Genomic DNA, 19,984 nt, shown 5'->3' with positions numbered 1-19,984 from the left:
TGATTGGTTTTATTATACAATGATACCCGTTTACACAGCTATTATTATTGACATGAAAAAGTGGATATGTTATTAAGAATATAGGGATTAGCACTCTTAGTGTGAGAGTGCTAAAAGATTAACTAATATTACGGAGGAGAGTAAAAAATGGGTAAGAGAAAATTTAAAGCAGAGTCCCAAAAATTATTGGATATGGTGATCAACTCCATTTATTCGCAGCGGGAAGTATTCCTTAGAGAGCTTATTTCCAATGCCAGCGATGCCATTGATAAAATCTATTATAAAGCATTGACTGACGATAATCTGACGTTCAATAAAGATGACTACTACATAAAAATCGATGCAAACAAAGATACCAGAACGTTGAAGGTTATAGACACCGGTATCGGAATGACGAAAGAGGATCTGGAAAGTAATCTTGGTGTCATTGCAAAAAGTGGATCACACACATTTAAATCTGAAAATGAAATCAAGGATGGCCATGATATTATTGGTCAATTTGGTGTTGGTTTTTATGCTGCCTTCATGGTGGCTGAAAAAGTAACAGTTATCAGTAAATCAATCGATAGTGATGAAGCATTTAAATGGGTATCAAAAGGTTCTGATGGCTATACGATTACACCTGCAGAAAAGAGCGATGTAGGAACGGAAATCATCCTTGATATTAAAGAAAATGGCGAGAATGAGAACTACGACGAGTTTCTGGAGCAGTATCGCCTGAAACAGATTATCAAAAAGTACTCCGACTTTATCCGCTACCCAATTAAGATGGACATTGTCGAAAGCAAGCCGAAAGAAGACAGCGAAGATGAATACGAAGATGTGATTGAAGAACAGACGCTAAATACGATGGTACCAATTTGGAAAAAGAATAAAAGCGAGCTTACAGATGAGGATTACGAAAACTTCTACAACGAAAAACATTATGGTTTTGATAAACCATTAAAGCATATTCATATTAATGTTGATGGAACGATACGATATAATGCGATCCTTTATATTCCTGAGAATGCTCCACATAATTACTATACGAGAGAATATGAAAAAGGGCTCGAGCTTTATTCCAACGGCGTTTTAATTATGGAAAAAAGTGCTGACCTGCTCCCTGACTATTTCAGCTTTGTAAAAGGGATGGTAGACTCTGAGGATCTTTCTCTCAATATTTCCAGAGAAATGCTGCAGCATGACAGACAACTGAAGCTTATTGCCAAAAATATCAACAAAAAGATAAAAACACAATTGCTCAGTCTCCTGCGTGATGAAAGAGAAAAATATGAAACATTTTATAAATCCTTTGGCCAACAATTGAAGTATGGCGTCTACAGTGATTACGGCCAAAACAAAGAACTGCTGCAAGACCTGTTGCTGTTCTATTCATCCAAAGAAAAGAAACTCGTAACACTCGAGGAATATGTCTCCAGAATGCCAGAGGACCAAAAGTATATTTACTATGCTTCCGGTGACTCCAATGAAAGAATAGAAAAGCTTCCGCAAACAGAACTTGTTGCAGATAAAGGCTATGAAATCCTGTATTTCACAGATGAGATTGACGAATTTGCAATCAAAATGCTGATGAACTATAAAGAAAAGCAATTCAAATCCGTTTCAAGCGGTGACTTGGGAATTGAGGATGACGATAAAGATTCTACAGAGGAAGAAGCAAAGGAAAACAAAGATCTGTTCGAAGCAATGAAGGGCATCTTGTCAGATAAAGTTAAAGATGTACGAGCATCCAAACGACTGAAATCACATCCGGTAGTCCTGACTGCTGACGGTGAAATCTCTCTTGAAATGGAGAAAATCATCAATGCAATGCCGGACGATCAAAATATAAAAGCTGATAAAGTTCTCGAAATCAACGTCAACCATGAAATATTCGAGACACTTAAAAATGCTCAAAGTCAGGATGAAGATAAACTAAAACTGTACACAAACTTGCTGTACAACCAGGCACTTCTTATCGAAGGACTGCCAATCAACGATCCTATCGAATTTACGAATGATATTTGTAAAGTAATGGTTTAATAAAGTTTTAAAAATCCCCTTGACTATATTATTCTGGCAAGGGGATTTTTAGCTTTCTGATTATCAATGCATTTTAAACTGCAGAAACAATTCATTGTAATGTGCCAGATTCCGCTGGCCGAGATTTTCGTAAACCTCAAGCCTTTCCGTCAGTTCCGGTTCAGGATAGAATCGTTCATCATGAACCATATCTTCTGGCATATACTTGAGTGCTTCTTTGTTTGGTGTGGAATAGCTCACATATTCCGTGTTCTGTGCTGCAACTTCAGGGTCCATCAAGAAGTTAATGAACACATGTGCGGCATCGACATTTCGTGCGGTTTTTGGAATGACAAAATTATCAAACCATAAGTTAGAACCTTCTTCAGGAACAACGTAGTCAATAGCTTCATTTTCCCACATGATATCTGCTGCATCACCGGACCATCCGACTGCAATGGCAGCTTCATTATTCGCCATCAGCATCTTATTTTCATCGCCGACAATGGCCTTTACATTAGGTGTTAACTCTTTAAGCTTTGCCAATGCTTGCTGCAAATGCTGTGGGTCCGTGTCATTCAAGGAATATCCAAGGCTGTTTAGGCCCATTCCGATAATTTCCCGTGCCCCATCGATAAGAAGTATCTGATTTTCAAGCGCTGGGTCCCATAAATCATTCCATCCAGAAATTACTTCGCCTTCAGGTAATAATGTCGGATTGAAAATGATTCCGACGGTGCCCCAAAAATAGGGAACAGAATAGGTATTTCCTTGATCAAATGGAAGGTCCATAAATCTCTCGTCCATATACTGCATGTTCGGCAGTTTGGAATGATCCAATTCGATTAGCAGGTCCTCTTCCACCATTTTTTCGACCATATATTCAGATGGAACGGCAACATCATACGTCGTACCGCCCTGCTGAATTTTTGTCATCATCGCTTCATTGGAGTCAAACGTTTCGTAAACAATCGTTATTCCCGTTTCTTCTTCAAAAAGGTCGATCAGCTCTTCGTCAATATAATCTCCCCAATTAAAAACGGTCAACGTATTTCCGCCAGAAAATCCTGCCACAGTGTTTAGACGATTGATTACGACAATAAGAATCAGGCAAACAAATAACACGCTAAGGAATGCTCTCATGAGATTCTTCATCTTCTAAAGCCAACTCCTTTCGTGCCACTGCGCTGAGTAAGATAGTAATAGATAATGACCATCATGATTGTCACAAGGAACATAATTGTCGACAGTGCGTTAATATTTAACGAAATGCCTCGTCGTGCAAGGGAATAGATTTCAACGGAAAGTGTGGAAAATCCATTACCGGTTACGAAAAAAGTAACTGCAAAATCATCAAGTGAATAGGTCAATGCCATAAAGAACCCGGCAACGATTCCAGGGGAGATATACGGCAAAATTACTTTTGTCAGTACATCCCAGCGACTTGCTCCGAGATCACGCGCCGCATCGATTAATGTAGGACTCATTTCCAGCAGCTTCGGAAGCACCATCAATACGACAATCGGAATGCTGAATGCAATATGAGACAGCAGAACAGAGTAAAATCCGAGCTGAATTCCTGCCATCGTAAACAAAATCAGGAATGATGCACCAATGATGACATCCGGACTTACAATTAATACATTGTTTACGGCAAGCAACGCATTTTGAGAATGTCTTTTTTTATAGTTACCGATGCTGATAGCGCCAAGTACGCCAATAATCGTTGCAATGAGCGCAGACAATAAGGCAATGACCAATGTGTTCAGAACAATGATCAACAGCCTTGTATCATGGAAAAGCTCCCTATACCATTCCAATGTAAATCCTTCAAAGTTATTCATCGTACCACCACTGTTGAAGGAATAGAAAATCAAATAAAATATTGGTGCATACAGGATGAAAAAGATAATCATCAAAAATAGATTTGCTATCGGAGATGATTTTTTTTCCACTTTAAGCACCCCGCTTTCTAAAACCGGTCAGACCGATAATAATAAACATAATGAAGATGAGGAACACGGCAATGGTTGAACCCATCCCCCAGTCCTGTGTCACAAGGAAATGCTGTTCGATTGCTGTCCCCAAGGTAATTACCTGATTTCCCGCAATCAAACGAGTGAGCATGAAAAGGGATAATGCAGGAATAAAAACAACCTGACATCCAGCTTTTATTCCATCCATCGTGAGTGGAAGAATGATTCTTCTGAATGTAACCCATTTGGATGCGCCCAAATCTTTGGCGGCATAAACGAACGAGGGATTCAAATTATCCAACGCATTAAAAATGGGCAGAATCATAAATGGAATGAAAATATATACGGCAACAAAGACAAAGCTGAAATCTGTAAATAAGAGCTGTCTTGAACCAATACCAATAAATTCCAGGAAGCTATTCGCTGCACCATACGTGCCAAAAATACCGATGAAAGCATATGCTTTCAATAATAAATTAATCCACGATGGTACGATAATCAGTAACAGCCATAAATGCTTATGCTTTGTTCGTGTCACCAAGTATGCTGTTGGATAGGCAACCAGTAAGGATAATACGGTAATCAGAAATGCATACCAGAACGAACTGAACGTCATTTGCATATAAACAGGGGTAAAGAAATTCTTATAGTTAATGAATGAAAAATTACCTTCGATATCAAAGAATGAAAAATAAACGACGAGAAGAATGGGAGAAACAACAAATAAAATAATCCATAGCGCATAAGGAATCATAAACAAATTGCGCGATAATTTATTTTCCATTAGCTTCCTCCTCCGAGTACGAATCCAATCGGCGGTCAAAATCTTCCTCGGTCTCATTGAAACGCATCACGTGAATCGATTCCGGGTCAAATCGCAAACCTATTTTTTCACCAACGACTGATTTTTTAGTGGATTGGACAAGCCATTCATTTCCTTCCTGATCACGACCACCAATCTCATAATGAACGCCACGGAATAACTGGGAATCCACCGTCACATTCAACATGCCATTTTCCTCTGTTGTTATTTCCATATCTTCCGGGCGGATCACGACTTCTACAGGCTCATTTGGGTCCATCCCGCGATCCACACATGCAAATCTTTTTCCGCCAAATTCAACGAGATTATCGGCTATCATTGTTCCTTTAACAATATTGGACTCACCGATAAAATCAGCCACAAAACGGTTGATTGGCTCATCATAGATATCGTTTGGAGTTCCGCTTTGCTGAATTTTCCCTTTATTGATAACAAATATTTCATCGGACATTGCTAGCGCTTCCTCCTGGTCATGGGTGACAAAGATAAATGTAATGCCGAGTCGGCGCTGCAATTCCCTTAGCTCATACTGCATTTGGTAACGGAGCTTCAGATCAAGCGCTGATAACGGCTCATCCAAAAGAATGACTTCTGGTTCATTAACGATTGCTCGGGCGATTGCCACACGCTGGCGCTGCCCACCGGACATATTTTTTATTTCCCGTTCTTCATAGCCATGAAGGTTAACAAAGCTGAGTGCTTCTTTAACCTTTGCATCAATGGCTTGTTTCTTCATCTTTTTAATACGCAATCCAAATGCAACATTTTCATAGACATTCAGGTGAGGGAACAATGCATAGTCCTGAAAAACGGTATTTACTTGACGTTTATTGGCTGGTATATGATTTATCTTTTTGCCATTAAAATAAATTTCTCCTGAGGTTGCTTCCGTAAAACCGGCAATCAATCGGAGGATGGTCGTTTTCCCGCAACCAGAGGGTCCCAATAATGTGTAGAATTTGCCACGTTCTATTTTGAAGCTGACCTCATCTAGAATTGGGGGATTATTATCATAATTTTTGGTGACATTATTAAATTGAATAATAGCGGAAGTAGTCATAGCAATCTCCTTTATAAATAAATATCTTATGAATAAATTTAATACTTTGTGTGGATTAAAGTATGAAAAACAGGGAATACAGTAACTGGCAATTAAATCATGCTAATTCCTGCTTAAACCTTGAATAAATGGCGTCTCAATCCATTAATATTCCAAATAATTATACATGATAATGATAAAAAAGGAATTACTAGTTTTATGAACATATAGGTTGCATTCATAAAATAGACAAATTTCCTATTGAAAAGTGACACAATGTCATTAAAAATTATTGACTTATGACATTGTGTCACTTATTATGGAAGTAGACACATGACATGGTGTCATTTACGGGGAATATGGAGGGAGAAAATGCCTAAAAAAACATTTTTTAACCTGCCAGATAATAAAAGGGAAAAATTGATAGAATCGGCAGAAGAGGAATTTTCGAGGGTTCCATTATCACAGGCATCCATTGCAAATATTGTAAAGGCAGCTGGAATACCAAGAGGAAGCTTCTATCAATACTTTGAGAATAAAGAAGATGCTTTTTATTATCTTTTGGAAGCGCAAACGAACAAAAGGAAAGAATTCTTTATTATTTCCCTTCAAAAAAATAATGGCGATATCCTTGCGGCAATTGAGGATTTGTTTTGTCTGATGCTGAAGGAACTTGGTGAAGAGGATAATCTTAACTTTTTAAAAAATGCACTAATGAATGTGACACATGAGATAGAGGATGTGTTTACAAAAATTTTCACGATAAAGGATTCAGGCAAAAGTTCGCTTATTGAAATTAGAAATATGATCGATAAAGAAAAATTAAATATTTCGGATGAGAAAGAGTTCTTTCATATTATGCAAATCCTGACATCCGTAACATTCAGAAATCTGGTGGATAAGTATTCAAGGGATATTTCCGATGAAGAAGCATTGGAAAACTTTATGATTGAGATGAACCTGTTAAGGAAAGGACTAAGTAAGTAAATTATAAATATGAAAATGGGGTATGATAAATGACAGTAACAATTTATGGGGCTGCCTGTTCGTCCACAAGAAAAGCAAAACAATGGTTAACAAAGCATGGCATTGATTATGTGGAAAGAAATGTGATGAAGGATGCATTGACAGTTCATGAACTGCAAAGTATTTTAAGAATGACAGTTGAGGGAACAGATGAAATAATCTCTACAAGATCAAAAGTTTATAAAGATTTGAATCTGGATATTGAAGCTTTGCCATTACAAGAGCTGATGGAATTAATTCAAGAATATCCTAGGCTGTTAAGAAGTCCGATAATGGTTGATGAAAAAAGGCTTCAGGTTGGCTATCATGAAGATGATATTCGTCAGTTCCTTCCAAGAAAGACCCGGGAATATCAATGGCTGCAATGGAGATCAAATCATCTCAGTCTCGCAGAAAGCTAGGAATCTCAAGGGGAAGTGAAATAATAAGCTGTCATGTAGTGGAGGGTTTAGATGAATCTGATAGCAGAACAGCCGTACATAAAGATTGTGCGTGAAGTAAGCAGCATTGAGCAAATTGATGTGGAACACAAACGAAAGATGTATTTATATGAGGAAAAAATCGTGACAAAGCATAGAGAATTTTCCATCGATGATGTGTTGGATGTATCTTATCGTTTTATAGGAGGAGATGGTGGATTACTATATTTACATACGAATTATGGGGTCTATTCCTATATAGTAAAAACCTCTCCCGAAGCTTTTGTCGAGGCATTCAAGGAATATCGTAAAACACTGCCACACAGTGAGAGAGGCGTGTAAGCAACGCACAAAACCATCTACTGATAGCTATTCCATCATCCATAAGCAAGGGCGACAGTAATAGTTGTATTTCTTATTCGTTTTTCAGCGAATAGTCTTCATTTTTAAGTCTAACGTAACTTTCTATGCAATTTCTTTTACCATTACAATAAGTCGAAAAGGCAACTGTTTTTAACTTATAATATCTATTACGAATAGTCACCTTGCTACCCCTCACAAAATATGTTAAGTGCGACGTAAATTTTATCTATGGCAAAATCTGTAGCGCTGGTTATGGAAGAATGTTTCCAGGGCAACCGCAGCCCAAAGTTAAAATTTAACGTAGCACTTTACATCAACAAGGAGAATAAAAAACAACAAAATTGAATTAAAAAGATTTAAAAGCATAGCCGGAAATGGATGGCTGTGCTTTTTCTCTATGGTCATTAGTCCCCGGCTTTTACAAACTGCATAGGATAATACATCAATAGGTAAGGAGGCAAACCGATGGGATTATATATGAATGATTCAATTCATCAGAACCTTTATAAGAATGATGGAAAAATAAAGGAGCCAAATCAAGGCTATTTCGTAAAGAACCATCTATCCGAAATGATTCATGAACAACAACAAATTAATAAATTATTGCAGCGTTCTCTTCACGAAATTTCACAGCGGTATGAACAGCAGGAATATAAAAATACGTCCAGATGGGAAAAAATTGGCAGCCAATTAGCAGAACTTCGGAAAATGAATGAACAGCATGAAGTGATGGAAAATCAAGTTTCCAGCCAATTAAAGAAACTCGATGCAGATTATCAACGACTGGATTTAATTTTTGATGAAGATCGGTTATCTGGTGAAAAAGCAATGGAAAAATTATCTCAGTTAACAGCTTCCCAGGAGATATTCAGGGGAATTCTGGAGGATATTTCTCGTACAAATGAACAACTTGATTTGAAAATAGAGGAGCAGACGAATCAGCAAAAGCAACTATCTGAACAAATGGCTGCACAGGATACCTCTAATGATGAAGTAACAAAGCGCCTGGACAATCAAGAAGCTTTGATGGAAAAGCTCGTTAGACAGATGGATTATTTCCGAAGTCTTGTATTTGAACGAACGAATTATTTGTCCGAAAAAATAGAGCAGACATCATCCTATATTCTGAGCCTGATTTCCGGATCTGACCAGCTGAAGACAAACCATTTACGAACACCCAAAAAAAAGGAAGCGGAAAAGAGCAGCAAATAGAAAAGGCGATACAGTTTCCAATGCTGTATCGCCTTAAAAATTACTGTTTTTCTGTTTGTCGTTCTAACTTCTTCATTCGAAAAGAAGTGAAAATTAGCACTCCTATGAGAACTAGACCAAGATAACCTATAAGTGGATAGAAATAGCTGACAAGTTCTGTAAAGCCTAAGAAACTCAATGCATATGCTACAACTAATGAAATAAGGAGGAACAGTTTAAACTTTCCGGTTCCCAACTCTGTAAACCGTGCACTGAATGAAAAAAACATGCTTGCCGCTGTGTTAAAAATCATCGTAAACAGTACGATAGCCATCACAATACCAATAAATGGAGATATGATATTGGCTAATTGGAGCATTGGCATGTCATAGCCTTGCACCTTATCAATCGTTGAGAATATAGCGAGGTGGCTTAACAAGATAAGAATCCCTATCCCAAGTCCACCGGTCAATCCGCCGAGAGCCGCTGTTTTTTCGTTTTCCTCCGAACCACCCATAACCAGTGCCATCGAGGCCCCCACTGCTATATTAAAGGAGACATAATTTATGGTAGCTACAATCCAGTTTGGTAACGTTGTTGGTTGTTCTTTCGCGATACTGTCAAGGGCTGTAAGTGAACCATCCATCGTGACCAAGCTATATATCGAGATAATGATGACTATAAGAATCAAAAAAGGTGTAATACTCCCAACAATATTGACAACATGATTGATATTCAGCATCCCTATGAGAAGGACGAGCACAAACATGATACTTGTTCCAACAAAGTAAGGGAGTCCGAGTTGCTGATTCAGATTGGACCCTGCACCTGCAATCATCACCACGCCAACTCCAAATAGAGTGAAGATGATAACATAGTCAATAATGGTTCCGAGAAATCTACCGCTGATCTTATAAATAACTTCTTTATGGGAGGTTGTCCTCATCCGGCTGCCAAGTCGCATAATGACCATTCCAAGATAGGCAAAAAGCACGGTAGCAATTACAGCTCCAACTGTCCCTAACAACCCAAAACTCGTAAAGTATTGCAGTATTTCCTGTCCGGAGGCGAAACCAGCGCCGACAATAACACCGACGAATGCACTTCCCAGTTGAAAAATTTTCTTCATGATGTCTGATTGTCTCCTTTCAAAGATGCGTGTCTTAAGTAAGTATATCGAATAATATCGCACTTTATCTATATGAATGGTTTTGGATACTTGCATGGGGCTATATGTGAGAAGGAAATGTAAATATTATATCATAATATCTGTAATTTGATGTTTTTGAGTGGTAAAATGATTCTATTGGCATATAAGAAGGATAGCTTTCCTATATGCAACATTGCAATCAAGGCTGGCACCGAAAACTAGCTGACAGCCACGCTTTCTAATTCTATTTGTTAAGGAGGAAAACTTCATGAATCAGGATAGCTATCGAGATACATGGGTAGAAGTATCCTTGGATGCCATTAAATCCAATGTAATATCCTTTAAGAATCATATCCGGAAAGAGACAAAATTAATGGCAGTTGTAAAAGCTGATGGCTATGGTCATGGAGCGGTAGAGGTGGCAAGTACTGCCATTGAAACAGGTGCGGATTATCTGGGAGTTGCCTTTTTGGATGAGGCCCTGAAATTACGGGAGGCAGGGATTACGACTCCCATTTTGATCTTGGGTTATACATCGCCGGCTGCTGTTCGGGAAGCCGTCAAACATGATATTACCGTCACTATATACACAGATGAAAGTGTTCCAGAATTAAAAAAAGCGGCTAATGATTTCCAAAAAACAGCAAAAGTTCATTTGAAAATAGACAGTGGAATGAATAGGATAGGCATTCAGGATACAGAAGAAGCGTTAAGGATTTGCCAAACTTTATATTCCCCAGAAATACTTCTGGAAGGCATTTTCACGCACTTTGCTGACGCAGATAATCTGGATTCAACCTATACATATAAGCAATTTGAGAATTTTACCGCAGTCATTAGCTATTTGGAAAAACATGATGTAAACATCCAAATAAAGCATTGCTGTAATAGCGCCGGAACCATCGCCTTTCCAGATATGCACCTGGACATGGTTCGTGTCGGTATTAGCTTATATGGGCTCTACCCAAGTGATCAACTGCACGATAAAATAAAATTAAAACAAGCAATGAGCTTTAAAACGAAGCCAGTTATGATAAAAAAATTGGATGCAGGCCAACCAATCAGTTATGGATGTACGTATATTGCCAAAGGACAATCCACCATTGCCACCCTGCCTGTTGGTTATGCGGATGGATTTTCCAGACAGCTTTCGAATAATGGAAATGTCACTGTAAAAGGTAAGGATGTCCCAATTGTTGGGCGAATCTGCATGGACCAGACAATGATTGATGTATCGTCCCTCGATTCGTTGGACAAGCATGAAGTGATTACACTTTTCGGCGACCCAGAAGATGGTTTTATTTCACTTGGTATTGTGGCTGACCAAATGAATACAATTCACTACGAAGCAGCATGTTTAATAGGTAAACGTGTTCCAAGGGTTTATATATATCGTGAACGGTTATAAAGAAGAATGCTCTAAGAATAGAGCATTCTTTTCTATCGTTTGCATGGACTGGTTTCAGGCGAAATCTTTGAGTACACATCTTTTGGCTAAAGTATAACAATGCAAATCCATGCAAAAAAATATGATTATTCTCCTAACGGTACTTCATTCAATCCAGCCAATTCTACGGATTGCTCATGTTTCATATTATCCAGTGGAAAAACAGTTGCTGTCTCACTATTTGGGTCCAATGATTGGATATAAACTGGAATTCCATGGTAGTTCACATTAATCATCGCGATGGAATCCATAATCTCCTGTGCCCGCTGTTTATCCATGAAGCCCCTCCTTCTTTATAAGTGGCTGTAGAACTATTTTCTGTATTACTATAGGAGGATATACAAAGTAAATTTTACATAGTTTAATCAATAATAACTAAAGACTTAGCAAAGTGGAATTGACAACATTCATAAACATCAGTTTCACCAGTCGAAAACACTTTAGGCTTTTGATTTTTACAGGAGGCTTGGAGATGTACTATTCTCGCAGTGTATTTCCCAAAGCGATAGTCGAAGCTGCTTAATCCCGCGTCACAGCTTATATTAAATCTAATTGTAATTAATTAAGTTACTTCGTAGTTCACAGAAAATGAAGGCTTTTAAAGCAACAAAAATTACTCGAACGGAATTCATCAATAATAACCAGCTGAATAGCTACCAGGTTAAACGTGCGCGAGTATGGTCTCTTGTATCCTCGCTAATCTGAATTGAAAAGGTGTAAAATGAAACCATTTACTGCAGAAGTAATCTATATAATAAAAAATATCCCGGCAGGAAAAGTCATGACATACGGGCAAATTGCCAGAGCGGCAGGAAGTCCGAGAGCAGCAAGACAGGTCGTCAGAATTCTACATTCCATGAGCCGAAAGCACAGCCTGCCTTGGCATCGTGTACTTAATGCCAAAGGTCGCATTGCGATAAAAGATAGCGAAACGTGGATGGAACAGAAACTACGCCTGGAAGATGAAGGAATCGCAGTCAGTACGACAGGCCATGTTAATTTGGAGATGTATCAATTTTTCAATATGACGGATGTAGAAAGAATGTGAAATTTGATCTGAAGCGTATGTTTATTCATTCAAACGATTTTTCTCTATAATAAGAGTAAAAAAAGGAGTTGGGTGATTATAATGGAATTTACCATGCATGAAAATGGCTTCGAATCTGAATTTGATTTTGGCAAGCTAACCATTTCCGGTAATGACGAATTTGGATTTAGACCGTATGCTTTATTAGTATCGTCCGTAGCTGGATGCAGCGGGGGTGTATTGAAGAAAGTTCTTACTAAAATGCGCATCGATTATGATGACATTAGAATTGCTGCCGATGTGAAAAGAGTTCCGGAAGAGGCTAACCGTGTCGAAGAAATTAAATTGCATTTTACGCTTATCGGAAATGACATCGATGGAAACAAAGTGGAAAAAGCACTTGAACTCTCAACAAAAAACTGCTCTATGGTCCAATCAGTAAAAGGTAGTATTAACGTTATAGAAACATTTGAAATTCAAAAACCCCAAGCATAGGCTATGGGGTTTTCCCCGGCTCAGGTAGGAAATAAGAAGTTTTGTTTTGCATAGGAGTCATATTACTTGTTAGTTACTATTTATAAGCATATAATAAAAAAGAATCAAATGTGTTGCAATAGCGATAAAACCATGTTATATTATAAGTAATTAAAGTATATTTAATTAATAACAATTGAGAAGAGAACATAGGAGGAATTATACATGTTAAAAATAGGTATTGTTTTAGGTAGTGTTCGTCAAGGACGTAATGCAGAAGCTGTAACAAATTGGACATATGATTTTGCAACAAAACGTAATGACGGTGTAGAATACGAAATTGTGGACTTGGCTGAATATAAATTGCCATTCCTTGGTCAAGCACTTCCGGAAGACAGACAAGCAGAAGCTGAAACAGCAATCAAAGCATGGTCTGAAAAAATGGCTTCTTTTGATGGCTATGTTTTCGTAACACCAGAATACAACCATGCTGTAGGTGGAGCACTTAAAAATGCATTAGACTTCTTAAAACCAGAAGTAGCTAACAAAGCAGCTGGATTCGTTGGATACGGTAGCTTAGGTGGTACTCGTGCACATGAAAACATGCGTCTAATCTTAGGTGAATTGCAAGTTGCTGATGTTCAAACAGCGCTTACATTCTCATTGATGACTGATTTCGTTAACATGAGCGAATTCAAACCTGCTGATTACCATGAAGCAAATGCTAACGGTATGCTTGATCAAGTAGTTGCATGGAGTAAAGCATTAAAAACAATTCGATAAGAACATTATCTTTCGAGTAAATAGTGATGCCTTAAGACGAGGATCACTTTTAAAATAACCTTAGAAAAAGTCCTAAGAAATCATATGGTTCATATGCTTTTTCTGGGGATAAAAAGGGCAGTTTACCCTGGGTGACAATTGCGCCTATGCATGGTTGTTATTGGGGTAGCTGTCTTTTTACTATCATTTAACTAAAATAAGAACAGGTGGTGCTAAAATGGGTTTTTTAGATAAATTATTTGGTAAATCAAATAAAAAAGAAGAAGATGCGGTTGTAAAAGTTGATAACTTAAAAATAGCTATCATTCAGGGTAGTGTACGTGAAGGACGCAATGGGGAAGCTGTTGCTAATTGGATGTACGATTTCGCAACAAAACGCAATGATAATGTAGATTATGAAATTGTCGATCTTGCGAAATACGATCTGCCATTGCTAGGTGAAGAATTGACGGAAGCAAATCAAGTCGGTTCAGAAACAGCTATAAAAGCATGGTCTGATAAAATGGCTTCTTTTGATGGTTACATCTTTGTAACGCCAGAATACAATCATGCAGCAGGTGGAGCACTTAAAAATGCTCTAGACTTCTTAAAACCGGAAGTAGCTAATAAAGTGGCTGGATTCGTTGGTTATGGTAGCCTAGGTGGTACACGTGCACACGAAAATCTACGCCTTATCTTAGGTGAACTTCAGGTTGCTGACGTTCAGACAGCAGTAACATTCTCACTGATGACTGACTTCGTGAACATGAGCGAATTCAAACCTGCTGATTACCATGAAGCCAATGCAAATCAAATGCTTGACCAGGTTATTTCCTGGACAGGAGCATTTAATTCATTAAGATAATACCACTAAAAAAGGATGTCGACATCGACATCCTTTTTTATTCGAATTAATTTAACATACTTCTATATCTATTCTTCATGAAGCTGATCAAGTTGAACATCGAATTCGTTTTGAGGGTCATCGAGTGGATAAATGCGTGCAATCTGGTTGTTTTCATCAACATGTTGAATGTAAATCATTTTCCCGTTATAAGTGACATTAACTAATTCTGGTGATTCTACAATTTCTTCTGCTCTTTGTATATTCATATAAGTAAACCTCCATGGATGTTGTTATAAGCTTCTTCTCAAGGCCAACTACCTGCAATTATATCAATGTCGCTTGTTAGGTAACTTTTTAGCTGGGTCTCCGTGACCTTGGCGCTTTTTGTTCTGTTGGTCTTTCTCTTTCGTGTCATTAAACTTCTTTACAAAATCACTTGTCCTGTCCACGTCTGCACCTCCTTGATCAGCTAATACATTTATTCTTACCATTGATCGGCTAAAAAATGCAACTTACTATATGAGTTTGGTGGCATATGCCGAACTTCCTATTTACATTTTGTGCATAATGATTTACTATTATTTAATTCCTACTAAGTTAATATGATAAGGGGGTTTTATTAGTGGAACAATCTGTTATGACGGAAAAAAGATTTCATCTCAAACCGGCAACAACAATTATTTCAGAACTCAATCCAATGCAAAAACCACTCATGACATTGGGAATCATTGGAGCTATTGCTTTATTGATATCCGTTGTGATGACATCCGGTTGGGTGCAAGGTATTTTATATATGATAGGTTTGGCTTTAGGAGTTACACTGCTTCATGCTAGATTTGGCTTCACGTCAGCTTTTCGCAGACTCGCTTCAGTGGGGAATGTTCAGGGGCTTCAGGCGCATATGGTCATGTTTGCAGTAGCTACAACATTGTTTGCAATTATATTAAGCACCGGTTTTAGTTTTACAGGAGTCACACCTGCAGGTTATGTTTCTCCGGTTGGAGTCAGTGTAATTTTTGGTTCGTTTATCTTTGGTATAGGGATGCAGCTTGGTAATGGTTGTGCGTCCGGTACACTATATAATTTTGGTGGTGGTGCCTCTTCCATGGTTTTAACGCTGATTGCCTTTATTATCGGTTCAACCATTGGTGCGTATCATTTTTCCTTTTGGATGGACACCCCTTCATTACCGCCGATATCATTGGCGGAATCAACAGGACTGGGCTTTTTTGGAGCATGGTTCGTTCAAATGGCTTTATTTGCTCTAATCTATGGGATAACCATTAAAATTGCAAAAAGAAAAAATCCTCCATCCATGAAACCACTACCAACTACAAGTGGCTGGAAGAAAATCTTTAGAGGCTCATGGCCATTATTTACAGCAGCGATCATACTGGCAATTTTAAATGCTTTAACGCTGACAGTAAGAGGTCAACCATGGGGAATCACCTCTGCATTTGCTTTATGGGGTGGTAAAACGCTGCAAGCAATCGGTGTGGATGTTTCTTCTTGGGGTTATTTTGCAGGTGCGACTGGAGATGCATTATCCCAAACCGTGTTGGCCGATTCAACAAGTGTGATGAATTTTGGTATTATACTTGGAGCGTTTATTGCCGCAACCGCACAAGGGACATTCAGACCGAAAAAATTCAAACCAGGTGTTGCCGGAGCAGCTATCGTTGGAGGACTTCTGATGGGGTATGGATCCCGTCTAGCTTTCGGCTGTAATATTGGCGCCTATTTTGGTGGAATTGCATCATTCAGCCTTCATGGATGGGTCTGGGCTATCATGGCACTGCTTGGCACTGGCCTGGCCTTGTTTATAAGACCTTTATTTGGTATGATGAACCCGAAAAAATCAGATCAGTTTTGTTAGTATAGAAGCTCAAGCACCCTAAAGCTAGGTAAATTTTATAATTTCTTACCTGCAAATAAATCCCCCGAAACCCTTTATTGGTTTCGGGGTTTTATTCAAATTTAGCTAGGATTTTTGCTTCACGCCTCTATTATGTAAATCAGACTCATCACCAAACAATCCGTTTATTCTCTCCTACTATCGTCCCGAGACTATGGATAATGAAGAACTGTGCTGCGTAATAAGCAGACATAATAAGTGCTTCAGAATTAGGCACAGATGCGATAAATATATTCAATGAGAGGATCGAGTCTGAGATGACAAATAATAAACTGCCTAAGATTGCCCATCTGTTTCCAGTCATTATTGCGGACCAGAGCATTAGTAAAGTAACAATCAAATATAGGATTATAGGGATGATTAATACCTCATTGCCACTTGTATTTAAAGCCACTAACAATTCATTTCCCATAAAAAAGCCGTATACCGAAATAGGCAGAATCATAGCAAAACGCACCTTACCAAACTTCCACACCGATAAAAATCCAGCCATATAAAAAAGATGCCCAACAAAAAAAGCAGAGAGCCCGACTAAAAACCAATGAGCTGTAACATGACCAACGATACCGAAAATTAGTCCCGAAATAAGCAACCAATGTATGTTAGATTTTTTCCTTGGTAACCGCTTAAAAGCATAGATAAGAATTAAAAACATTGGTACGAGTTTAAAGAACAGACTAAAAATATAAGGTTCTGATGGAGCAATGAAAATATAAACAAGCCCCATTGTCAAAATGAGTAATGGTATCTGATATAGAATCATAAAGCTCACTCCTTGGGTGTATTACTTATAAGATTCGAGAAAAGAATAGTGAAATCCTTTTATTTCGACAAATTATTATTTATATCTATACACTGTATACGATCACCCCTGCAGGATGGGAGAGGACCCGGTCCAAACGGGAGAGTCCCCCGTCCAAACGGGAGAGCCCCCGGTCCAAACGGGAGAGCCCCCCGTCCAAACGGGAGAGGACCCGGTCCAAACGAGAGAGCGCACCCCGTCAATACGGTAGCTAAAATCCCTATCCCCAGTCGAAAAGCCTCCGCTCGGAAAGCACTAATGAAAGTCAATTCCTACCTATTTGTTTAATATTACACGGAAAAGGAATAATAAAAACATATGAAAAAAAGGAGTGTGTTATTTTGAGTCAGGAAAAAATGAAATCGACCGTTGAGAAGATTTTTAAAGAAAGTCCGGTTGGTACAATGGCAACAGTGAAAGGAAATAAGCCTCATTCGCGATATATGCTGTTTTTCCATAGGGGATTGAAACTGTACACTGCTACGAATAAAGATACGGATAAGACGGAAGAAATTGAAGAGAACCCATATACGCATATTCTGATCGGTTACGAAGGAGAGGGATTTGGAGATGAATATGTGGAATACCAGGGAAAAGTCTCCTTCAATCATTCGGAAGAACTTAAAAAGGAATTTTGGAATGATGATATGAAGCTTTATTTTGATGGTCCGGACGATCCCGAATACTTGATTTTGGAAATAGAGCCACTTCAAGTGCGGTTAATGAATAAAAAAGGGGAACCACCACAAGAGCTGGATATGTAACAGAAAAACAATGCGGAACAACAAGTCCGCATTGTTTTCTTTTGTTGTTTATTTTTTTCCCTTCAAATCAACCCCAATCGAAGCGCCATTTCTGCTGTCATCGGCAACACCAGTGAAGATTCCATTCTCATGGTCAATCTGAATGCTTTGTACATTACCAATTGTTGTCGGATTTGCTCCAAATGAGTGCCCCATTGCATTCAATGCAGCTCGTACACTTGGAGGAATATCCTCTTCATAGCGATAGGAATTGAGATTGTTCGTATAGATGCGAGGTTCTGATATCGCATCCTCGAGGTCCATATTGTATTCAAGTGTGTGAATAATGATTTGAAGCACGGTTGTAATAATGGTTGCCCCCCCTGGCGACCCGACCGTTAATACTGGTTTTCCATCTTGGAATACGATTGTTGGTGTCATACTGCTTAATGGTCTCTTATTAGGCTGTACTTCATTTGCGCCACCTGGAACAGCATCGAAGTCAGTTAACTCATTGTTCAGCATAAATCCGTATCCTGGTACCATAATGCCACTACCGAAAACTTGTTCAATCGTTGTTGTATAGGATACAACATTTCCCCATTTATCAGTTACAGAGAAGTGAGTTGTTTCACCATCCTGCCGGTCATTCGGCTGGACAGTCGCCTCGTAATCAGGTTCGACATCTTCATATTGCCATGGATCTCCAGCGTTTGGATTACCATTTACAACGTTCAAATCAATTAATGCTTGTCTTTCTGAAATGTAATCCGGATGCAGCAATCCTTGTACAGGAACATCGACAAACTCTGGATCGCCTGCATAAGCAGCACGATCTGCATATGCTAAATGCATCGCCTCTGCCAATAAATGATATTTTTCAACGGATCGAGAGTCATATTGAGATAAATTAAATCCATCCAGTATTCCTAGCATTTGCAAAAGGAATACCCCTCCTGAGCTTGGTGGTGGCATGCTGGCAATGTCATAGCCATTGAACTCTCCCCAGATAGGTTCATCGATGGTGACATCATAATTTGCCAAATCTTCAGGTGTCATCGACCCTCCAAAATCCTGGACTGTCGCAGCAAATGCATCGGCAATTTCCCCGTTATAGAATACATCAGCCCCATGGGAACGGATAAGTTTTAATGTTTTTGCTAAGTCTTCCTGGACGAGCATGTCACCCTCCTGAAGGGCTTCCCCATTAGGTACAAATATATCTCCAGCAGCAGTTTGCAACAGTTTGTCCCGATTGGATGCAATGGAATCTGCTAAATTTTTATTCACTGGAAAGCCTTTTTGTGCAAGATTGACAGCAGGACCAATTAATTGCGGCATCGGACGTGAACCCCACATTTCATGTGCTTGTTCCAGTCCTTTTAAAGTACCAGGTACGCCGACGGAGGTTCCATGTCTTACCCGCTCACTAAACGGGATGGGATTTCCGTTTTCATCTAAAAACATATCGGGTGTTGCCCCTGCTGGAGCCCGCTCGCGGCTATTAACAATGGTAGTTTCCGCCGTTTCCCCATCGTAAACCATCATAAAACCACCACCACCAATTCCGGACATCATCGGTTCCGTAACAGTTAATGCGAATTGAATGGCAATCGCTGCATCGATGGCATTCCCCCCTTTTTCCAATATATCGGCTCCAACCTGGGAGGCCAGGGCATGTGATGTAGAGACCATACCCCCATTCGCTGTTGCAACTAAATCATACTTTTCATAATCTGTTTCATAATTCTTTGCAAAACCACTTGCCGGAAGAGTTCCAATGACGAGTAACAGGACAATAAATGCGATGACCGACTGCTTAAAAATTTTTTTCATTCTTTTCCTCCTAGTAAAGTGTTTTAAGCAAGCTACGAACAACTCTTGAAATTTAAATCCTCCTCTTGGTCGTTTTGTTAATAACTCCTTTCTGAATTAAGTTAAATTTTAGTCCATGGTGTAACATTCGCTTTACTCAC

At 38.9% G+C, this 19,984-nt stretch carries 22 protein-coding genes; 12 read left to right on the top strand and 10 right to left on the bottom strand.

Annotated features, from left to right (window positions below):
- The first annotated feature begins 147 nt into the window (after window positions 1–147).
- Window positions 148–2,025, top strand: coding sequence for a molecular chaperone HtpG (htpG, locus tag MN204_RS02745; protein WP_249869533.1), 1,878 nt, complete (start codon window positions 148–150; stop codon window positions 2,023–2,025).
- Between the two features lie 63 nt (window positions 2,026–2,088).
- Here the strand turns inward: htpG and MN204_RS02740 are convergent, their stop codons facing one another.
- From MN204_RS02740 to MN204_RS02725, 4 genes are read right to left on the bottom strand one after another with little or no spacing between them, the layout of a single operon-like run.
- Window positions 2,089–3,159 (bottom strand): ABC transporter substrate-binding protein, encoded by a 1,071-nt coding sequence (locus MN204_RS02740; protein ID WP_249869532.1) that lies wholly within the window; start codon window positions 3,157–3,159, stop codon window positions 2,089–2,091.
- Entirely contained in the window at window positions 3,156–3,959 is an 804-nt protein-coding gene (locus MN204_RS02735; RefSeq protein ID WP_249869531.1) for an ABC transporter permease, read from the bottom strand. Before MN204_RS02735 ends, MN204_RS02740 begins: the two co-directional genes overlap by 4 nt.
- Window position 3,960: 1 nt before the next feature.
- A complete protein-coding gene (locus tag MN204_RS02730) occupies window positions 3,961–4,764 on the bottom strand; it encodes an ABC transporter permease (protein ID WP_249869530.1) in 804 nt (267 codons plus the stop codon).
- Window positions 4,754–5,863 (bottom strand): ABC transporter ATP-binding protein, encoded by a 1,110-nt coding sequence (locus MN204_RS02725; RefSeq protein WP_249869529.1) that lies wholly within the window; start codon window positions 5,861–5,863, stop codon window positions 4,754–4,756. The genes MN204_RS02730 and MN204_RS02725 overlap by 11 nt, the downstream gene beginning before the upstream one ends.
- A 351-nt stretch (window positions 5,864–6,214) precedes the next feature.
- Here MN204_RS02725 and MN204_RS02720 point away from each other — a divergent pair, with 351 nt between their 5' ends.
- The 4 genes from MN204_RS02720 (at window position 6,215) to MN204_RS02705 (ending at window position 8,862) form a co-directional block, all read left to right on the top strand.
- The gene (locus MN204_RS02720; protein ID WP_249869528.1) at window positions 6,215–6,829 is read left to right on the top strand and encodes a TetR/AcrR family transcriptional regulator; all 615 of its coding nucleotides are present in this window, start codon (window positions 6,215–6,217) and stop codon (window positions 6,827–6,829) included.
- Between the two features lie 29 nt (window positions 6,830–6,858).
- Window positions 6,859–7,269 carry a transcriptional regulator Spx gene (gene spx / locus MN204_RS02715; protein ID WP_249869527.1) on the top strand — a complete coding sequence of 137 codons (411 nt, stop codon included), beginning with the start codon at window positions 6,859–6,861 and terminating at the stop codon, window positions 7,267–7,269.
- Between the two features lie 51 nt (window positions 7,270–7,320).
- Entirely contained in the window at window positions 7,321–7,629 is a 309-nt protein-coding gene (locus MN204_RS02710; protein ID WP_249869526.1) for a hypothetical protein, read from the top strand.
- Between the two features lie 486 nt (window positions 7,630–8,115).
- Window positions 8,116–8,862: a hypothetical protein gene (locus MN204_RS02705; RefSeq protein WP_249869525.1), complete on the top strand. Its 747-nt coding sequence runs from the start codon at window positions 8,116–8,118 to the stop codon at window positions 8,860–8,862.
- A gap of 40 nt (window positions 8,863–8,902) precedes the next feature.
- Here MN204_RS02705 and MN204_RS02700 read toward each other — a convergent pair whose 3' ends face one another.
- A complete protein-coding gene (locus tag MN204_RS02700; RefSeq protein ID WP_249869524.1) occupies window positions 8,903–9,970 on the bottom strand; it encodes a YkvI family membrane protein in 1,068 nt (355 codons plus the stop codon).
- A 289-nt stretch (window positions 9,971–10,259) separates the two neighbouring features.
- Between MN204_RS02700 and alr the strand changes: the two genes are divergently transcribed.
- Window positions 10,260–11,399, top strand: a complete 1,140-nt coding sequence (gene alr, locus MN204_RS02695) for an alanine racemase (RefSeq protein ID WP_249869523.1) — start codon at window positions 10,260–10,262, stop codon at window positions 11,397–11,399.
- A 125-nt stretch (window positions 11,400–11,524) separates the two neighbouring features.
- Here the strand turns inward: alr and MN204_RS02690 are convergent, their stop codons facing one another.
- Window positions 11,525–11,716, bottom strand: coding sequence for an H-type small acid-soluble spore protein (locus MN204_RS02690; protein WP_249869522.1), 192 nt, complete (start codon window positions 11,714–11,716; stop codon window positions 11,525–11,527).
- A gap of 443 nt (window positions 11,717–12,159) precedes the next feature.
- Between MN204_RS02690 and MN204_RS02685 the strand changes: the two genes are divergently transcribed.
- From MN204_RS02685 to MN204_RS02670, 4 genes are all read left to right on the top strand, one after another.
- Window positions 12,160–12,486, top strand: a complete 327-nt coding sequence (locus tag MN204_RS02685; protein WP_249869521.1) for an MGMT family protein — start codon at window positions 12,160–12,162, stop codon at window positions 12,484–12,486.
- 81 nt (window positions 12,487–12,567) lie between these two features.
- Window positions 12,568–12,960 (top strand): OsmC family protein, encoded by a 393-nt coding sequence (locus MN204_RS02680; protein ID WP_249869520.1) that lies wholly within the window; start codon window positions 12,568–12,570, stop codon window positions 12,958–12,960.
- Between the two features lie 204 nt (window positions 12,961–13,164).
- Window positions 13,165–13,722 carry an NADPH-dependent FMN reductase gene (locus tag MN204_RS02675; protein ID WP_249869519.1) on the top strand — a complete coding sequence of 186 codons (558 nt, stop codon included), beginning with the start codon at window positions 13,165–13,167 and terminating at the stop codon, window positions 13,720–13,722.
- Between the two features lie 217 nt (window positions 13,723–13,939).
- The gene (locus MN204_RS02670) at window positions 13,940–14,566 is read left to right on the top strand and encodes an NADPH-dependent FMN reductase (protein WP_249869518.1); all 627 of its coding nucleotides are present in this window, start codon (window positions 13,940–13,942) and stop codon (window positions 14,564–14,566) included.
- Window positions 14,567–14,634: 68 nt separating this feature from the next.
- On the opposite strand, the gene MN204_RS02665 is transcribed toward MN204_RS02670, so the two are convergent.
- Both MN204_RS02665 and MN204_RS02660 read right to left on the bottom strand, forming a co-directional pair.
- Window positions 14,635–14,814: a small acid-soluble spore protein H gene (locus tag MN204_RS02665; RefSeq protein WP_249869517.1), complete on the bottom strand. Its 180-nt coding sequence runs from the start codon at window positions 14,812–14,814 to the stop codon at window positions 14,635–14,637.
- A gap of 63 nt (window positions 14,815–14,877) precedes the next feature.
- Window positions 14,878–14,997 carry a DUF4023 domain-containing protein gene (locus MN204_RS02660; protein WP_249869516.1) on the bottom strand — a complete coding sequence of 40 codons (120 nt, stop codon included), beginning with the start codon at window positions 14,995–14,997 and terminating at the stop codon, window positions 14,878–14,880.
- 188 nt (window positions 14,998–15,185) lie between these two features.
- Here MN204_RS02660 and MN204_RS02655 point away from each other — a divergent pair, with 188 nt between their 5' ends.
- A complete protein-coding gene (locus MN204_RS02655; protein WP_249869624.1) occupies window positions 15,186–16,424 on the top strand; it encodes a YeeE/YedE family protein in 1,239 nt (412 codons plus the stop codon).
- 148 nt (window positions 16,425–16,572) lie between these two features.
- On the opposite strand, the gene MN204_RS02650 is transcribed toward MN204_RS02655, so the two are convergent.
- Window positions 16,573–17,226 carry a lysoplasmalogenase gene (locus tag MN204_RS02650; protein ID WP_249869515.1) on the bottom strand — a complete coding sequence of 218 codons (654 nt, stop codon included), beginning with the start codon at window positions 17,224–17,226 and terminating at the stop codon, window positions 16,573–16,575.
- Window positions 17,227–17,606: 380 nt separating this feature from the next.
- Here MN204_RS02650 and MN204_RS02645 point away from each other — a divergent pair, with 380 nt between their 5' ends.
- The gene (locus tag MN204_RS02645) at window positions 17,607–18,029 is read left to right on the top strand and encodes a pyridoxamine 5'-phosphate oxidase family protein (protein ID WP_249869514.1); all 423 of its coding nucleotides are present in this window, start codon (window positions 17,607–17,609) and stop codon (window positions 18,027–18,029) included.
- Between the two features lie 48 nt (window positions 18,030–18,077).
- On the opposite strand, the gene ggt is transcribed toward MN204_RS02645, so the two are convergent.
- Entirely contained in the window at window positions 18,078–19,844 is a 1,767-nt protein-coding gene (ggt, locus tag MN204_RS02640) for a gamma-glutamyltransferase (protein WP_249869513.1), read from the bottom strand.
- Between the last annotated feature and the right edge of the window lie 140 nt (window positions 19,845–19,984).

It is taken from the genome of Oceanobacillus saliphilus, assembly GCF_023522835.1.
Classification (GTDB): domain Bacteria; phylum Bacillota; class Bacilli; order Bacillales; family Amphibacillaceae; genus Oceanobacillus; species Oceanobacillus saliphilus.
The sequence above is the reverse complement of the archived record's forward strand: the minus strand, read 5'-3'. Positions and strand labels throughout refer to the sequence as shown.

Coding starts and splice junctions, on each gene's coding strand:
- MN204_RS02710 (WP_249869526.1), top strand. CDS start 7,321: ATGAATCTGATAGCAGAACAGCCGTACATAAAGATTGTGCGTGAAGTA.
- MN204_RS02685 (WP_249869521.1), top strand. CDS start 12,160: ATGAAACCATTTACTGCAGAAGTAATCTATATAATAAAAAATATCCCG.
- alr (WP_249869523.1), top strand. CDS start 10,260: ATGAATCAGGATAGCTATCGAGATACATGGGTAGAAGTATCCTTGGAT.
- htpG (WP_249869533.1), top strand. CDS start 148: ATGGGTAAGAGAAAATTTAAAGCAGAGTCCCAAAAATTATTGGATATG.
- MN204_RS02675 (WP_249869519.1), top strand. CDS start 13,165: ATGTTAAAAATAGGTATTGTTTTAGGTAGTGTTCGTCAAGGACGTAAT.
- MN204_RS02665 (WP_249869517.1), bottom strand. CDS start 14,814: ATGAATATACAAAGAGCAGAAGAAATTGTAGAATCACCAGAATTAGTT.
- MN204_RS02690 (WP_249869522.1), bottom strand. CDS start 11,716: ATGGATAAACAGCGGGCACAGGAGATTATGGATTCCATCGCGATGATT.
- MN204_RS02720 (WP_249869528.1), top strand. CDS start 6,215: ATGCCTAAAAAAACATTTTTTAACCTGCCAGATAATAAAAGGGAAAAA.
- MN204_RS02670 (WP_249869518.1), top strand. CDS start 13,940: ATGGGTTTTTTAGATAAATTATTTGGTAAATCAAATAAAAAAGAAGAA.
- MN204_RS02740 (WP_249869532.1), bottom strand. CDS start 3,159: ATGAAGAATCTCATGAGAGCATTCCTTAGCGTGTTATTTGTTTGCCTG.
- spx (WP_249869527.1), top strand. CDS start 6,859: ATGACAGTAACAATTTATGGGGCTGCCTGTTCGTCCACAAGAAAAGCA.
- ggt (WP_249869513.1), bottom strand. CDS start 19,844: ATGAAAAAAATTTTTAAGCAGTCGGTCATCGCATTTATTGTCCTGTTA.
- MN204_RS02700 (WP_249869524.1), bottom strand. CDS start 9,970: ATGAAGAAAATTTTTCAACTGGGAAGTGCATTCGTCGGTGTTATTGTC.
- MN204_RS02725 (WP_249869529.1), bottom strand. CDS start 5,863: ATGACTACTTCCGCTATTATTCAATTTAATAATGTCACCAAAAATTAT.
- MN204_RS02680 (WP_249869520.1), top strand. CDS start 12,568: ATGGAATTTACCATGCATGAAAATGGCTTCGAATCTGAATTTGATTTT.
- MN204_RS02655 (WP_249869624.1), top strand. CDS start 15,186: ATGACGGAAAAAAGATTTCATCTCAAACCGGCAACAACAATTATTTCA.
- MN204_RS02650 (WP_249869515.1), bottom strand. CDS start 17,226: ATGATTCTATATCAGATACCATTACTCATTTTGACAATGGGGCTTGTT.
- MN204_RS02730 (WP_249869530.1), bottom strand. CDS start 4,764: ATGGAAAATAAATTATCGCGCAATTTGTTTATGATTCCTTATGCGCTA.
- MN204_RS02705 (WP_249869525.1), top strand. CDS start 8,116: ATGGGATTATATATGAATGATTCAATTCATCAGAACCTTTATAAGAAT.